Source organism: Mesorhizobium sp. WSM3859, assembly GCF_002295065.1.
GTDB lineage: Bacteria > Pseudomonadota > Alphaproteobacteria > Rhizobiales > Rhizobiaceae > Mesorhizobium.
The window spans coordinates 158,037-173,577 of record NZ_NSGG01000008.1; the positions used below are offsets into that span (position 1 = coordinate 158,037).

15 protein-coding genes are annotated in these 15,541 nt (G+C 64.5%); 8 read left to right on the forward strand and 7 right to left on the reverse strand.

The genetic code is table 11. The features are described from left to right. Window position 1: 1 nt before the first annotated feature. Together folB and folK are read left to right on the forward strand one after the other, a co-directional pair. The gene (gene folB / locus CK230_RS18680) at window positions 2-361 is read left to right on the forward strand and encodes a dihydroneopterin aldolase (RefSeq protein WP_042647736.1); all 360 of its coding nucleotides are present in this window, start codon (window positions 2-4) and stop codon (window positions 359-361) included. Continuing rightward, window positions 345-857 carry a 2-amino-4-hydroxy-6-hydroxymethyldihydropteridine diphosphokinase gene (gene folK / locus CK230_RS18685; RefSeq protein WP_095818602.1) on the forward strand — a complete coding sequence of 171 codons (513 nt, stop codon included), beginning with the start codon at window positions 345-347 and terminating at the stop codon, window positions 855-857. Before folB ends, folK begins: the two co-directional genes overlap by 17 nt. A 10-nt stretch (window positions 858-867) precedes the next feature. On the opposite strand, the gene CK230_RS18690 is transcribed toward folK, so the two are convergent. Continuing rightward, on the reverse strand, window positions 868-1,416 hold the full coding sequence (locus CK230_RS18690; RefSeq protein ID WP_095818603.1) for a DUF924 family protein: 549 nt from the start codon (window positions 1,414-1,416) through the stop codon (window positions 868-870). A gap of 10 nt (window positions 1,417-1,426) precedes the next feature. Further along, window positions 1,427-3,262: a monovalent cation:proton antiporter-2 (CPA2) family protein gene (locus CK230_RS18695; protein WP_095818741.1), complete on the reverse strand. Its 1,836-nt coding sequence runs from the start codon at window positions 3,260-3,262 to the stop codon at window positions 1,427-1,429. A 243-nt stretch (window positions 3,263-3,505) separates the two neighbouring features. Between CK230_RS18695 and CK230_RS18700 the strand changes: the two genes are divergently transcribed. The 3 genes from CK230_RS18700 to CK230_RS18710 all read left to right on the forward strand — a co-directional run bounded on the left by CK230_RS18700 (window position 3,506) and on the right by CK230_RS18710 (window position 6,409). Further along, window positions 3,506-4,495: an AraC family transcriptional regulator gene (locus CK230_RS18700; protein WP_176480144.1), complete on the forward strand. Its 990-nt coding sequence runs from the start codon at window positions 3,506-3,508 to the stop codon at window positions 4,493-4,495. Between the two features lie 60 nt (window positions 4,496-4,555). Then, window positions 4,556-5,770 (forward strand): MFS transporter, encoded by a 1,215-nt coding sequence (locus tag CK230_RS18705; RefSeq protein ID WP_095818605.1) that lies wholly within the window; start codon window positions 4,556-4,558, stop codon window positions 5,768-5,770. Window positions 5,771-6,109: 339 nt separating this feature from the next. Next, complete coding sequence (locus tag CK230_RS18710; protein ID WP_245429970.1) at window positions 6,110-6,409, forward strand: hypothetical protein; 300 nt, start codon at window positions 6,110-6,112, stop codon at window positions 6,407-6,409. A 77-nt stretch (window positions 6,410-6,486) separates the two neighbouring features. Here CK230_RS18710 and CK230_RS18715 read toward each other — a convergent pair whose 3' ends face one another. The 4 genes from CK230_RS18715 to CK230_RS18730 form a co-directional block, all read right to left on the reverse strand. Further along, a complete protein-coding gene (locus CK230_RS18715; RefSeq protein WP_095818606.1) occupies window positions 6,487-7,041 on the reverse strand; it encodes a hypothetical protein in 555 nt (184 codons plus the stop codon). A gap of 212 nt (window positions 7,042-7,253) precedes the next feature. Continuing rightward, window positions 7,254-8,342 carry a TIGR01620 family protein gene (locus CK230_RS18720; RefSeq protein ID WP_095818607.1) on the reverse strand — a complete coding sequence of 363 codons (1,089 nt, stop codon included), beginning with the start codon at window positions 8,340-8,342 and terminating at the stop codon, window positions 7,254-7,256. After that, window positions 8,339-9,811, reverse strand: a complete 1,473-nt coding sequence (locus tag CK230_RS18725) for a YcjX family protein (RefSeq protein WP_095818608.1) — start codon at window positions 9,809-9,811, stop codon at window positions 8,339-8,341. The genes CK230_RS18720 and CK230_RS18725 overlap by 4 nt, the downstream gene beginning before the upstream one ends. A 62-nt stretch (window positions 9,812-9,873) precedes the next feature. After that, a complete protein-coding gene (locus tag CK230_RS18730) occupies window positions 9,874-10,377 on the reverse strand; it encodes a histidine phosphatase family protein (protein ID WP_095818609.1) in 504 nt (167 codons plus the stop codon). Between the two features lie 248 nt (window positions 10,378-10,625). On the opposite strand from CK230_RS18730, the gene dksA reads away from it, so the two are divergent. Further along, complete coding sequence (gene dksA / locus CK230_RS18735; protein ID WP_040972254.1) at window positions 10,626-11,042, forward strand: RNA polymerase-binding protein DksA; 417 nt, start codon at window positions 10,626-10,628, stop codon at window positions 11,040-11,042. Window positions 11,043-11,140: 98 nt separating this feature from the next. Here dksA and CK230_RS18740 read toward each other — a convergent pair whose 3' ends face one another. After that, on the reverse strand, window positions 11,141-11,863 hold the full coding sequence (locus CK230_RS18740) for a flagellar biosynthetic protein FliO (RefSeq protein WP_176480145.1): 723 nt from the start codon (window positions 11,861-11,863) through the stop codon (window positions 11,141-11,143). 208 nt (window positions 11,864-12,071) lie between these two features. Between CK230_RS18740 and CK230_RS18745 the strand changes: the two genes are divergently transcribed. Both CK230_RS18745 and CK230_RS18750 read left to right on the forward strand, forming a co-directional pair. Next, window positions 12,072-14,657 carry an ATP-binding protein gene (locus CK230_RS18745; RefSeq protein ID WP_095818610.1) on the forward strand — a complete coding sequence of 862 codons (2,586 nt, stop codon included), beginning with the start codon at window positions 12,072-12,074 and terminating at the stop codon, window positions 14,655-14,657. A gap of 149 nt (window positions 14,658-14,806) precedes the next feature. Then, complete coding sequence (locus CK230_RS18750; protein WP_095818611.1) at window positions 14,807-15,514, forward strand: DeoD-type purine-nucleoside phosphorylase; 708 nt, start codon at window positions 14,807-14,809, stop codon at window positions 15,512-15,514. The last annotated feature ends 27 nt before the right edge of the window (window positions 15,515-15,541 follow it).

Below are 15,541 nucleotides of genomic sequence, written 5' to 3' on the forward strand. Positions count from 1 at the left end.
CATGTACGTCATCCGTATGAAGAACTGCGCCTTCTTCGCCCGCCACGGCGTGTTGGACGAGGAGGAGACGCTTGGCCAGCGTTTCTATGTCGATGCCGAGCTGACCGTCGAACCCAGCCGTCCGCTGACGGAGGACTCCATCGAGGATACGGTCAATTATGGCGTCGCCTTCGCGGTCATCGAGAAGATCGTGACCGGACATCGCCGCTTCCTGATCGAGGCGTTGGCGCTGGAGGTCGCAAAGGCGCTGACGGCGCGGTTCTCGCAGATCAGGAAGGCCGCGATCACCGTGCGCAAGCCGAACGCGCCGGTGCCCGGCGTGCTGGATTATGTCGAGGTGACCGTTGTCTGGCCAGAATAGCGCCGTCTATCTCAGTCTCGGCGGCAATCTCGGCGACCCGGCGAAGTCCATGGGCGCGGCGTTACGCATACTGGACGGCGATGACGCGACGCGCGTCACCGCGGTCTCCTCGCTCTACCGCACGCCACCCTGGGGCAAACTCGACCAGCCCGATTTTCTCAACGCTGCCGCCGCGATCGAGACGGCGCTCTCGCCGCGCGCGCTGCTCGACCTTTGCCTCGATGTCGAGAGGCGATTGAAACGTGTGCGCGAGGAGCGCTGGGGGCCGCGGCTGATCGACATCGACATCCTGGTGTTCGGCGACCGGGTGATCCACGAGACCGGGCTCGAAGTGCCGCATCCGCGCATGCTCGAGCGCGCCTTCGTGCTGGCGCCATTGGCCGAGATCGCGCCCGGGCTTTCGGTCGGCGACAGGAGCGTGTCGGAGCGGCTCAAGGCCGTCGATACATCGGGGATCGAGCGGCTGCCGTCCGGCCGCGAATGGTGGCTCGGCTAAGATCGGCCGGTTAGCCCGAAAACCCGCCGCCGTCCAGGAAGGCTCGTTCCTCAGCCGTCGTCGCGCGGCCGAGCATGTGGTTGCGATGCGGAAAGCGTCCGAAGCGCCGGATGATTTCCAGATGCTCTTCGGCGTATTTCAGATATTCGGGCGCCCTGGCGGACGTGAGCTGCACCGACCGCTCCTGGTCGGCCAGTGCTTCGGAATGCTCGAAGGGCAGATAGAGAAAGACGCGGAACAGTTCCTCCAGTTCCAGGTCCTGGCCGGCGGCGATCGCCCGGTCGGCGAAATACCGGGCGAGCGGATCGGTCGCATACATGTGGCCGGTACCGCGGAAGCAGTTGCGCGGGAACTGATCGAGCAGGATCATCAGCGCCAGCGATCCTTCGGCATGTGCGTTCCAGTCGTCGCATTCGCGCCGTGCCGCGGCGTAGTGAAGTTCGAGGAAGCGGTTGCGGAAATCCAAGTCGAAGGCATCGCTCTTCTCGAACCATGCGTCCTCGCCCGCGTCGCGCCAGAATTTTGTGACCGAAAGCGGCCGCGCGTCGACCTCTGCCATGCCTTGCCCCTCAGTTGTTGGTCTCTGCCTTGTTCAGCACGACGGCCGTTTCCTGGTTCAGCGCGCGGCCGGCGCGGCGCGGCTGCGTCAGCGGCGTGGGGATCGGCGTGCCGATATTGCCCTTGAGGAAACGCTGGCCGGCGCGCACACCCTCGGCCAGCTGCGTCTCAAAGCGCGCTTCGTCGCGGCGCCGGACATCCTCGATGACCTCGGCGACTTCTTCCGGATCGACGCCGAGCGACTCCAGCGCCGAGCCGCCGAAGACCAGCGCCGATTCGAAGGTTTCGCGCAGCTGGTAGTCGACGCCAGCGCGCACCAGCTGCAGCGCGGTGCCGCGGTCGAAGGCACGCGCCAGGATGGTAACCAGCGGGAATTCGGCCTTGATCAGCTGCGCGATGCGTACGGCGGCGTCCGGCTTGTCGACGCAGATCAGCACCGCGCGAGCCCGCCCGGCGCCGGCCGCATGCAGGATGTCCAGCCTCGTGCCGTCGCCGTAATAAACCTTGAAGCCGAAATCGGCCGCGGCCTGGATCATCTCTACCTCATTGTCGATGATCGAGACGTCCATCCCGCGCAGCAAAAGCGGCTGGCTGGCGATCTGGCCGAAACGGCCGAAACCGATGATCAGCACGCTGCCGGTGAGGCCGTCGGCGATGTCGACACCGTCGAGCGATTGCTCGTCACGCGGGGTGAGGTAACGCAGCGCCACGATCGCCAAGGGCGTCAGCACCATCGAGATGATGATGATGGCGGTCAGCGTTGCGTTGGCCTGGCCGTCGATGATGCCGACCGCGGCTGCCGACGAATAGAGCACGAAGGCGAACTCTCCGCCCTGCGCCATGAAGACGGCGCGTTCGAGCGCCTCGCGGTGACCGCTCTTCAGGATGCGCGCCACGATGTAAATGCCGAGCGCCTTCATGACCATGTAGGCGACGACATAGATGGCGACGAGCCGCCAGTTCTGGGCGACGACGCCAAGGTCGAGCGACATGCCGACAGCGAGGAAGAACAGGCCGAGCAGGATGCCGCGAAACGGCTCGACGTCGGCTTCGAGCTGGTGTCGGAAAGTCGATTCCGACAGGAGCACGCCGGCGAGGAAGGCGCCCATCGCCATCGACAGGCCAGAGAGCTGCATGGCGAGGGCCGATCCCAGCACCACCAGGAGGGCCGCGGCGGTCATGACCTCGCGGGCACGCGCGTCCGCCAGGATGCGGAAGAGCGGATTGAGCAGGTAACGGCCGGCCACGACCAGCCCGACGATCGCGGCAATGCCGATGCCGACTTCGGTCAGGCGCTCCGAAAAACTGGTCTCGGCGCCGCCGGGCGCGAGGAACGCGACCAACGCCAGCAGCGGCACAATCATCAGGTCTTCGAGCAGCAGGATGGAGACGATGCGCTGGCCTTTCGGCGTGGCGATCTCGCCGCGCTCCTCGAGCAATTGCATGACGATCGCGGTCGATGTCAGCACGAAGCCGGCGCCGGCAACGAAGGACTGCGCGATGGGAAAGCCTCCGGCCAGTCCGACCAGCGTGAGCAGGACCGCGCAAACGCCGACCTGAAGGGCGCCCAGTCCAAAGATCTCCCGACGCAGGCTCCAGAGCCGTGACGGCTGCATTTCGAGACCGATGATGAACAGGAACATGACGACGCCAAGCTCGGCGACGTGGAGGATCGATTCCGATTCGGAAAAGACGCGCAGGCCGAACGGGCCGATGACCACGCCGGCGGCGAGGTAGCCGAGGATCGAGCCCAGCCCCATACGCTTGAAGATCGGCACGGCGACGACGCCCGCGGCGAGCAGCGCCACCACCTGAACCAGATCGCTGCTCGACGCTTCAGCTGCCATGCCTGTCATCCTGTTGCTCTAAAGCGCGTCGCCTGAAAAGACTCAGGCGACGCGCTTCAGGTCTTTGCTTGATGCGTGTCGTTGTCCCGGAACCGCTGCACACTTCTGGGTGACATGCGTTGGAAGCACTCCTTGCATGCACCGGGAGCGGGAGGCAAGGGCGGGAACACTGACTGGACGGGTAGGGCGCCTTTGAAGCGGCCTCGGCTTGCCTGCCGGACGTTCGGCATATACAATGGCCAAATGTCTGACTATTCGTCCCACCCTTCTTCGTCGTCCCATATCCCGATGGATGCGCTCAGCGAAGTCCTGCAGGATTTTCACTTGAGTGGGGTCAACTATGGCCGCTGCGAGCTCCGACATCCATGGAGCATTGCCTTTCCGCAACAGAAGCTGCTTCGCTTTCACTTTGTCGGCCAGGGTCCGTGCTGGATTTATACCGAAGCGGAAGGCTGGCAGGAGCTGCGCGATGGCGATCTGGCGCTGCTGCCGCAAGGCATCGCCCATCGGCTGGCCAGTGCACCGGACGTCGTCGGCGATTCGCTCGAGGGCTGCCAGGTGACCAAGCTGGGGAGCAATGTCTGTGAGGTCGTGCGGGAAGGGACGGGCGCGACAAGCACCCTTTTCTGCGGCTCCATGGCCTTGGGCGTCTGTGCGCTCAATCCATTGATCACGTTGATGCCGCCGATCATCAAAGGCTGCGACGTGGCCGGCAATGATCCGGTCATGCGTCCTTTGCTGGCGGCTATGACGGCCGAGGCCGCGCAACCGCAGATGGGCAGCGCCACGATTCTGTCGCGCATGGCGGACTTGCTGACAGCCCGGCTCATCCGCTGCTGGGTCAATTGCACGGGAGCCTCGACAACCGGTTGGCTCGCCGCTATCCGCGACCCCCATATCGGCCGCGCGCTGGCAGCCATGCACCGGGACCCCGGCCATAACTGGACCTTGGAAAGCCTTGCCGGCCTGGCAGGCCAATCGCGCTCGATTTTCGCCGAGCGCTTCAGCGCCGTGCTAGGGGAGGGTGCTGCCCACTATCTCGCCCGTCTGCGCATGCAGCTTGCCCGCGAGTTGCTGGGGCAAAACGGCTTGTCGGTCGCCGAGGTCGCTACCCGTTTGGGCTATGATAGCGAAGCATCCTTCGCGCGCGCGTTCAAACGCATCACCAATGTCTCGCCAGGCGTTGTGCGTCGCACAATTTCCGGACGAACGGACATGAATTTCGGATTTTAAGATACATATCATCCGAAGAGACTCGTCTATCTAAGATATCCAGACCTTGGAGATCTTTCAGTGACAGACACAACATTACAGCTTGAAGACGAAGAAACGGCGCTGGACCTCGACACCGCGGCGCCAACCACGTGGAACGCAGCCACCTGGTTTTCGGTCATTTCATTGGCGGCCACCAGCTTCGCCCTGGTGTCAGCCGAATTCCTGCCGGCAGGCCTGCTGACGCCAATGGCGCGCGATCTCGGCATCAGCGAAGGAACGGCCGGACAGGTCGTCACCGCCACCGCTTCGGTCGGAGCCGTGACGGCCATGTTGAGCAATGTTCTCATCGGTCGATTGAACCGCAAGACGGTGCTGGTTGGCCTCAGCGCCTTGGCGGTCGGTTCCAACCTCCTTGCAGCGCTGGCGCCCAATTTCTGGCTGTTGCTGCTGGGCCGGGCCGGGCTCGGAATCGCTCTCAGCGCCTTCTGGGCACTCTCGGTTGCCGTCGTGGCCAGGCTGGTTGGCGCCAACGCGACAGGTCGGGGCATGGGCATCGTCACCCTCGGCGTCTCGCTCGCCACCATTGCCGCACCATCGGCGGGCGCGTTGATCAGCGACTGGCTGGGATGGCGCAGCGCCATGGCCCTGACGGCGGGGCTGGCCGTGATTGCCATGCTGCTGCAGTTGCTTAGCCTGCCGACCCTGCCTGCCACGGCCAGCAATAGCCTTGCGGATGTATTTCGGCTGACACGGCGGCGTGGCGTTCAGCTCGGCATGCTGGCCATTCTTTTGCTGATGACAGGGCATTTTGCCGGCTCGGTCTATGTACGCCCCTTCCTCGAACATGTGACGCTTCTGGCAACAGGGCCAATTGCCCTGGCCCTGCTCGGATTTGGCGTCGCCGCTGTGATCGGCAACGTTGCCGGCGGCCGCATGGCCGACGCCAACATCCACATGGCTCTCGCGGGCACCGCGGCGCTGATGGCGTTTGCGGCTCTGGCATTGGTCCTTTGGGGCGTGCACATCGCAGTTGCCTTCGGATTCGTCACGCTTTGGGGCTTGGCATTCGGCATGGCGCCGGTGGTGCTGCCGACCAATCTGTCGCGCGCGGCACCTGACGCGCTGGAAGCGGCGGGCAGCCTGATGGTCGTTTCTTTCCAGGTTGCCATTACCACCGGCGCGGTTGTCGGCGGCTATGTCGTGGACACCTACGGCGCGTCGGGACCTTTGACCCTTACCGTTGTCCTTGCCGCATCGACAGTCGTGCTGGCGCTGTTGCAGCCTCGCAGGTGAACTTGTTCCAGTTGACCGGGAGCGTCTCACCGTTTCACGAAAACGGTGAGACGCCCTATCTCTTTGTTTTTATGCAATTCCGGACGAAAGGGTTACGGCGAAGTCGCCGAACCTAAACGCTTCACACTTTCCTGGAATTACTCTGAAGCGCGTCGCGCCTGAACGACCTCATGCGACGCGCTTCAGGTTGTTTTTATGCGGCCTCAAATCCGGAACGCCGCGACATTGCAGCCAGGTTACACAAGTTTATGCGGCCCGGTCGTTGCGTGCCGCCACAATCAGCGGTTAAGGCACGCTTGGCCCTGGCCTTTGGGCCTTTGGCCATTGGAGGCGGCTGCGATGGGCGGCCGCCTTTTTGAGGAGATGATTGACATGAAGAAGTTTTTGCTCGTCGCCGTAGGTGTTGCGGCGTTGGCTGCCTCGGCTTGCTCCAAGGGGCCGGAATGCACGCAGGAAATAGCCGCCAAGAAGGCGCAGGACATGGCTGCCGCACTTCAGGCGGCGATCACCAAGGATCCGAGCAAGGCCGCCGACCTGACCGCAAAGGCTCAGGCCGTGACCGCCAAGTACCAGGGCGCGACGACGCTCGACGAGGCCTGCAAGGCCTATGACGAATTGACTGCCACCTTCAAGGATTAAGCGCAGCCGTCGAGTAATGCGAAGGCGGTGGCCAGGCGGCCGCCGCCTTTTTGTTTTGCGGAGGTCGGCGCGCCGGATCAGTTCTTGGCGATGGCGCCGACTTCGACCGAGTCGACCCGCTTCAGGCTCATGCCGATCACCGGCACCAACTGTTTGTCGACACGCACGGCCACCGTCACGGTCATCGAATTGTCGTCGGGCACGCGGGCCTGCATGACGCCGTTCAACTGGTTGCGGTTGATGGTGAAGACGACCTTCTGGGCGTCGACGACGTTGCCGCCGACAATGTCCATGCCGTTGCCGGTCGAGCCGCCCATGAAGGCGCCCCTGTAGCCGTCGCGACCCTTGCGCTCGACGGTCGCGGACATCTTCTGCGTGAAGACGCCGACCCGGCAGTTGCCGTCCAATGTCATGCCGACCTTGCCGTCAGGCGTCGAGCCGTTGAAATCGCAAGTGAATTTGGTGCCCTTGTACTTGCCGGCGATGATCTCGCCAGGGCCTACCCATCGGCCTTCGACGGACCGGAAGAACTGCTTGTCCGGCTCGGCGCCAAAGGCTTTTTCGACCAATCCGAGCGGCGCGGCGATAGCAACGGTCGCAGGCAGCACGCAGGACAGGATTACGCTTCTCATGGACGACACCCGGCACGACAGAGTCTATTCTTGGGACCTGGTCGACCATGGCGAAGATTGGTTAATGCTTCGTCACTGGAGCATGATGCCGAAAAGTGTGAAGCGGTTTTCGACGACATCATGCTCCACTTATTTGACTCAGATCCGGATTCAGATTTCAGGTCGATTCGACCTGAAATCATCCGGTTCTGGCTCGGGTTTTCGCGTTTACCCTATTGCTCCGCCTGACCGTCTTTTTTGACCGCGAAGGACGTCAGCGCCGAAAGGAAATCCCCGAGGCCCGGGCGCTTCACGGCGATGAACGGCAAGGGGCGAGCGGTTTCCATCGCCGCGATGCCGATGCGCGCCGTCATCATGCCGTTGACGACGCCTTCACCGAGCTTTGCCGAGAGTTTCGCGGCAAGCCCATGGCCGACGATCTGCTGCACGAAACTATCGCCGACCGCGATCGAGCCGGTGACGGCCAGATGCGCAAGCACGCCGCGCGCCAGCCGGAAGAAGCCGAGCGTGCCTGGACGGCCGCCATAAAGCTCGGACAGCCGCCGGATCAGGCGGCCGGCCTCGAACACGACATAGGCGATGTCGACCAGCGCGCGGGGGCTGACCGCCGTTATGAGCGACACGCGCTTCGCTGCCTCCAGGATCATGGCTTTGGCGCGGGCGTCGAGGGGCGACAGGATCTCTGTTTCGGCCAGCCGCACCAGATTGGCGCCGTCAATGATCTCGCCGCGCAGTTCCGCAAGCGAACGGCGACCGGCCGCGGTCTCGGGTTTTGCGGCAACGAAGGCGGAAAGCTCGTCGACCAAGGCGCGCGCCGCCTTGGGATCGTCGCGCGCCACGGCGTCCAGGGCCCGCTTCTGCATCTTTTCGACTTCGGCAAGGCGGGCAATGGCAAGGAATTCACGGATGAGGATGACGAGCAGCGAGAGCAGCGCGATGGCCGCCATGCCGGCCGCCAGCCAGCCGAGCCATTCGGCGCGCGCGAACAAGTCGCGGATCAGCTGGTCGGCCCACAGACCGACCGCCAGCGAGACGAGCGCCCCGACGGCGCCGAAGAACAGCCGCGCCAGCAGCGAGCGCTTTCGCGGCGCCACAGCCGGCGGCGGGGCCGCGGCCTCGATGTCCGGTTCGTCGAAGACGTCGATTTCCGAAGGGATGACGACCGCCACATCGGCCCTCGCGGCGCGCGGCCTGCGCGCCGGCTGCTCCTCGGCGACGCGGCTTCGCGGTGGTTGCGGCCGCGCCTCGGCCTCGGCTTCAGGCTCGATGCGGAAGGCCGCCGGTTTGCGGGGCGCGGTCATGCCAGATGATCTCCGATCAGGAACTGCAGCGCGCGATCGAGCCGGATATGCGGCAAGGACAGCGTGACGCCTTCGGCGGTGCGTTCGAGCTTCGGCGGGCGGAAACGCACGAAGCGGATCGCCGGTTCGGTGCTGTCGGGCGATGATCTGGAACTGTCGAACACCGCATCGACCTTTTCCGGCAAATCGCCCGGGAATATGGCGGTTTCGGCCTTACCGTCGAATGTCTCGCCGTTGATCGTCTCTCCCTTCAGCGGGGTGCCGATGATGACCGGCAGCGTCTCGCGGCCTTGCTTCACCGTACCTTCGCGGGTCGAGCGGACTGCGGCCATGGCGACGACGTCGACAGCGGCGCCGCTGAAATCCGCCCGCGCCACGGCACGGTCAGTCAGCCGGCGCACGATCGCCTGCAGCCGGTCGTGGCTTTCGTGATGCAGATGATCCGCCTTGGTCGCGGCGACCAGGATGCGGTCGATGCGGCGCGAGAAGAAATCGGTCAGGAAATTGCCGCGTCCGGGCCGGAAGCAGGACAGGATCTCGGTGACGGCGCGTTCCAGATCCGCCATGGCGGCCGGGCCGGCATTGAGCGCCTGCATGGCGTCGATCAGCATGATCTGCCGGTCGAGGCGGGTGATGTGCTCGCGAAAGAACGGCTTGACGACATGCGTCTTATAGGCCTCGTAGCGGCGTTCCATCATCGCCTGCAGCGATCCGGAGCGCGGTCGGCCTTGCGCGAGCGTCATCAGGGGCGCGAAGGTCAGCGCCGGCGAGCCTTCGAGGTCGCCCGGCATCAGGAAGCGACCGGGCGGCAGCGTCGACAGGGCGCGTTCGTCGAGCTTGCAGGCCTTGAGATAGGCGGCAAAGCTCTCGGCCAGGCGCCGCGCCGTCATCTCGTCGGCGTCGGCGTCGGGATCGATGGTGGAGGCCATCTCGCGCCAGGCTTGCGACAGGTCGGAACGGACGGGCAGGGCGGCCAGCTCAACCGCCTCGCGCGAAAAATCGGCGAAGGATTTGCCGAGCAGGGGCAGGTCGAGCAGCCATTCGCCGGGATAGTCGACGATGTCGATCGACAGTTTCCCCGCTGAAAACAACCGGTTCCAGCCGGAAGCCGACTCGTATTCGATGGTGAGCCGCAGCTCGGAGATGGCACGCGTGGAGTCCGGCCAGACGCGATCGTTCACCAAAGCCGCGACATGGTCCTCGTACTGGAAACGCGGAACGGCATCGTCCGGCTGCTCCTCGAGGAAGGCTCGGGCGATGCGGCCAGATTTCTGCGCTTCGAAGAGTGGCAGGCGTCCGCCATGGATGAGGTTGTGGACCAGGGCGGAGATGAACACCGTCTTGCCGGCGCGGGAGAGGCCGGTGACGCCAAGACGCAATGACGGAGAGAAGAGCCCGGCGGCACGGCCCGACAGCGTGTCGAGCGCAATCCTCGCCTCGTCGGTGAAAGTGGTCAGCGATGATGCCAAATCAGCCTCTGGTTGCGCGTCCGCGACCGATATAGGCGTTGAGCCGGGCGTTTGAAATGGCCTCAGAGGTCGGCAGGCGTGAGAAAGGCTTCGAGGTAGCCGTTGCCCTGCGCCGCTTCGGCAAGATTGCCGGGAAAGCGCAGCACGGCGAGGCCGGAGGTTGGAAAACCGTGCTTCATCATCCCGCGCGCTGCCTCGTCGCCGTCGCCCGACACTGCCATCGCCAGATCCTCGGTCATGGGATTGTGGCCGATCACCAGAAGCTGGTCGGCGCCGGCATTCTTGCGGATTATGTCGAGATAGCCGGCCGCATCCTCGCTGTAGAGCGTGTCGAAGAACAGCACCCGGCCGGTGTCGGTGCGCCCCGCCAGGCCTTCCAGCGTCTGCCTTGCCCGTTTGGCATTGGAGCAAAGCGTGACGTCCGGCACGTAGTTGCGGGCACGCATGGCTTCTCCGATCGCCTCGGCGTCCGCCATGCCCGATTCGTCGAGCGGGCGGTCGAAATCGCGCACGCCGGGCAGCGCCCAGCCGGCTTTGGCATGCCGCAACAGATAAAGTCTGCTCAACCGGACCCCCATGGCGCTGCCTTCCTGGCAAAGCGCGATTAGTCACCAGAACCACGTCATGCACAATGGCCGGCGCGAGCAACTGCAACGAATCATGTGCGAACTCGTTTTATGCCATTGAAACAACGTCGTTGCCGGAGCTGCCGATGCGAGACTAACAATTGCGTGAAACTGTCGCCGATAGCGCTTGTGCAGGCTCTTGTCCCCGAATATATAGGCGCCAAATTTGGGGTTGTTGGGTGAGTCGAATGAACGACATCGTTACCGCCGATTACGTACCCTCCGAAGACGAGCCGTTCATGAACGAACGGCAAAAATCGTACTTCCGCCAGAAGCTCATTACCTGGAAGAACGACATCCTTCGCGAAGCGCGTGAAACTCTCGAAATCCTGCAGCAGGAAAACGCCAACCATCCCGACCTGGCCGATCGCGCCTCCTCCGAAACCGACCGCGCCATCGAATTGCGCGCCCGCGATCGCCAGCGCAAGCTCATCTCGAAAATCGACTCCGCGCTCCAGCGCATCGACGAAGGCACCTACGGCTATTGCGAGGAAACCGGGGAGCCGATCGCGCTGAAGCGGCTTGATGCGCGTCCGATCGCGACGTTGTCGATCGAGGCGCAGGAGCGCCATGAGCGCCGCGAGAAGGTCTATCGCGACGACTGACGCGGCTGGAAAGCAAAGAACATCGAAAATGGCCGGGTTTCCGGCCATTTCTGTTTTCAGCTCCTGCGGGGAGGCTCCCTCACGCCATTGCCGTTAGGTCAGCGCTTGTGGCTGCCCAACTCGCCAAGCAGCTTGGTCATCTCGTCATCGAGCGAAGGTTTGGCCGCGGGCTTGCTGGGTGCCGGCTGCGAGTGCGTTTCGTCGAGAGAGGTCTCGAGTTCGTGCATCAGCGTGTCGTCGATGGAATCGTTTGAGGGCGGCGGCGTGTATCTCGTGCTGCCGTTGGTCGTCCCGTAGCCCGGCAGCGGCATGACTTTCGCCGTCGGCTGGCTCGGCGCCGCCGGCTTGGGGGCCGGAGCAGGCGCCGGGGGGCGCGGGCGTGTGGCGGCAACTGGCTGGGCCGCAGGCGGCGGCGCCTGTCTGGCAGGTGCGGGCGCAGGCGCCGGTTGCGGCGCGCGCGGGCGTGCGGCGGCAGTCGCCTGCTGCTGGCCGCTGTCGCCGGTCAGCGCCGGGCGGCGCGGTGCTGCCAGCCTGATATCGCGCTCGACCACGACATCCGTCGGCCCGCCGATCAGGATCAGGTGCTCGATGTCGTCGCGGCGCACCAGCACCAGCCTGCGATGGCTGTCGACGGCGGTGGCGTCCATCACCGCAAGGCGCGTCTTGCGGTTCCTGCCGCCGGCCACGAACGTGCCGAAGGTCAGGTTGCGCACTACCTTGATGACCAGCAGGACGACGACAAGCAAAATGAGCGCTGCAAACGTCCACAGTATTGCAGCGACATAACCCGGACCCGCCACATTATCCAGCCACTGCAGCATCGGTTGCACCCAATCGCCTCTTGAGGTGAGGCGACACTAGACCGCGGTGGCTGCCCGCTGCAAGTTCACATCACCCATCGTGAACAGTTTGAAACATGAATCATTGATTTTATCCGACATTTGCCGCCGGGGCCTTTTCCGTTACAGGAGAATGTGATTCAACCGGCCGTCCGCGCCGTCGGACACCGGAATCACGAGCAGGGGGAACATGGCCAAGGAAGCGCGCGGCGATTTCTATCCGGTACCGATCGTCGACCAGAACACGCGTCCGGGCGCCGTCACCAGGCTCATCGTCTTCATCGTCGTGCTGACCGGTGCCGCGATCGTCTTCGGACTTTTCCGCGAGCGCCTCGGCGACCCTTTCCTGCTCGGCATGCTCGGCGTGCTCGCCATGATCGGCGTCGGCTTCCTGTTCGCGACCGCGATCGGCTTCGTGCAGATCGCGCCACGCTCGACCGGCGACGAATTGTCGAAAGCCTTTGTCGACTCGATGTCGCAGGGCTTGCTGGTGACCGACACCAAGGGCCGCGTCGTCTACGCCAACCGCGCCTATGCCGACATGACGGGTGCAGCCTCGGCGGCCGATCTCAAGACCGTCGAAGGGCTGTTGTCGGATGTTCCCGAGGCCTCGATGACGATCTACAGGCTGGCGTCAGGCCTGCGCGACGGCCAGGCGGGCGACGGCGAGTTCCGGCTGGCGCAGTCGATCAAGCCCGGCGCCGAACCCGGCGCGCGCTGGTACCGGGCGCGCGCCCGCGCCTTCAGCATGCCCGGGCAAAGGCTGCCGATGCTGGCCTGGCAGCTCGCCGACATTTCGCAGGAACGGGCGGAGCAGGAGCGTTTCTTCCTCGACCTCCAGAAAGCCATCGACCATCTCGACCATGCGCCGGCAGGGTTCTTCTCGGCCGATCAAGAAGGCCGCGTGACCTATATCAACGCCACGCTTGCCGAGTGGCTGGGCATCGACCTTGCCTCCTTCACGCCCGGCGCCATCACACTGCCGGAAATCATCGCCGGCGACGGCATGGCGCTGGTCCGGTCGGTCAAGGCCGATCCCGGCACCACCCGCAACGCCGTCATCGACCTCGACCTCACCACCATGAGCGGCCAGGCGCTGCCGGTGCGCTTCATGCACCGGGTTTCGGCAAGCCGCGAAGGCGTGAACGGCCCAACCCGCACGATCGTGCTCAACCGCACCCAGGGCGAGGACGCTTCCGCGGAACTCAGGGCCTCCGAGGTCCGCTTCACCCGCTTCTTCAACTCGACGCCGATGGCCATTGCCGGCGTCGACGCGAGCGGGCGCATCCTGCGCACCAACGCGCCGTTCCTGCAGCTGTTTTCCTCCGTGGTCGACCGCGACGCCGTCGACCGGCGGGTGCGCTTCGAGACCATCATCCACGAGCGCGACCGGCCGGCCTTCGCCGCCGCCTTCGAAAAGGCCCGGCAGCGGCAGGCCGATATCGAGCCGATCGACTCCGTGCTGCCCGGCAATGAGGAGCGCCATATCCGTTTCTACGTGAACGCCGTGGCCGACAGCGCGGGCGGCGAGGGCGCCGAGGAATCGGCCATCGTCTATGCGGTCGAGACCACCGAGCAGAAGGCGCTCGAGGGCCAGATGGCGCAGAGCCAGAAGATGCAGGCGGTCGGCCAGCTTGCCGGCGGCATCGCGCATGACTTCAACAACGTGCTCACCGCCATCATCATGGCGTCTGACCTTCTGTTGACCAACCACCGGCCGTCGGATCCGTCCTTCCCCGACATCATGAACATCAAGCAGAACGCCAACCGGGCGGCCTCGCTCGTGCGGCAATTGCTGGCCTTCTCGCGCAAGCAGACGCTGCGGCCGGAAGTGCTCAACCTGACCGATGTCCTGGCCGATCTCAGGATGCTGCTCGCCCGGCTGGTCGGCAACGACATCAAGCTCAAGATCGACCACGGCCGGGATCTGTGGCCGGTCAAGGTCGATATCGGCCAGTTCGAGCAGGTGGTGGTCAATCTCGCCGTCAATGCGCGCGACGCCATGCCGAGTGGCGGCGACCTCACGGTGCGCACCCGCAACGTCACGGCGGATGAGTGCAAATCCTTCGCCTATCGCGAGCTGACGCCGGCCGATTATGTGCTCGTCGACGTGGAGGACACCGGCAGCGGCATCGCGCCCGACGTGCTGAAGAAGATTTTCGAGCCGTTCTTCACGACCAAGGAAGTGGGCAAGGGCACCGGCCTCGGCCTGTCGATGGTCTATGGCATCATCAAGCAGACCGGCGGCTTCATCTTCTGCGATTCCGAAGTCGGCAAGGGCACGGTGTTCCGCATCTTCCTGCCGCGCCACATCGCCGAGGTGAAGAAGCAGCCTGAGCCCGGCGAGGCGCCGGCAGCCGTGGCGGCGGCGCCGGCCAAGCCGGCTGACACCGCGAAGGACCTTTCCGGCTCGGCCACCGTGCTTCTGGTCGAGGACGAGGACGCTGTGCGCATGAGCGGTGTGCGGGCGCTGACCTCGCGCGGCTATACCGTGCATGAGGCGTCGTCAGGCGTCGAGGCGCTGGAAGTGTTCGAGGCGCTCGGCGGCAAGGTCGACATCGTCGTGTCCGACGTGGTGATGCCGGAGATGGACGGGCCGACATTGCTCGGCGAGCTCCGCAAGCGTCAGCCGGACATCAAGTTCGTGTTCGTTTCGGGCTATGCCGAGGACGCTTTTGCGAAGAACCTGCCGGCCGACGCGCATTTCGGCTTCCTGCCGAAACCGTTCTCGCTCAAGCAACTGGCGACGATCGTCAAGGACGTGCTGGAATCGTAGAGCGGTTTCGTGGTTCACGGTGAACCGCTCCATCTCTTTTGACTACGACGCATTTTCCTGGAATTGCTTTTAAAACAGCTACTGCTTGCACATTGCGGCGGCCCTGCCATGATGGCCACCGGATGGATCTATCATGGGGGTGGTAGCGCGTGACGCCGCATATCGAGGCGGGCAAGGGTGATTATGCCGAAACGGTGCTGTTGCCGGGTGACCCCGAGCGCGCCCGATGGATGGCGGAGACCTTTCTCGAAGCACCACGCTGCGTCAACCGCCGAAGGGGCGCGCTGGGTTTCACCGGCCGGTTCCGCGGCAAGCCGGTCAGCATCCAGGCGACCGGCATTGGCGTTTCATCCTTCCTGATCTACGCCCATGAATTGCTCGACTATCATGGCGTGAAGACACTGATACGCACCGGCACCAGCGGCGGCTTGTCGGAAGATGTGCCCCTGCGCGGGCTCGTCATCTCCAGCGAAGTGCGGGCAGAGAGCGCGATCAGCGGACAGGTGTTCGGCCTTTACCAGCCGGCGGGACCGGATCCGGCGCTCCATGCGCTGGCGCTGCGACGCGCGGCCGATCTCGGCATTACCTGCAGCGCCGGACTGACGATCTGCAGCGACGTGTTCCATCATCCCGACGGTCGCGCGCGGTTCGACGAGCCGATGGCGCTCGGGGCGCTGGCTGTCGATATGGAGACCAGCGCGCTCTATCGGATTGCCGCGCAGTTCGGCGCACGCGCCCTGTCGCTGCTCACCGTGGTCGATCATGTCGCCACCGGCGAACTGACCGACTATTCGGAGCGTCAGGCCCTCTTCACCGACATGACCCAGCTGGCGCTCGAAGTCGCGGCCGAGAGTTAGGGGGCTTCCCGCTTCAACGCGGCGTGC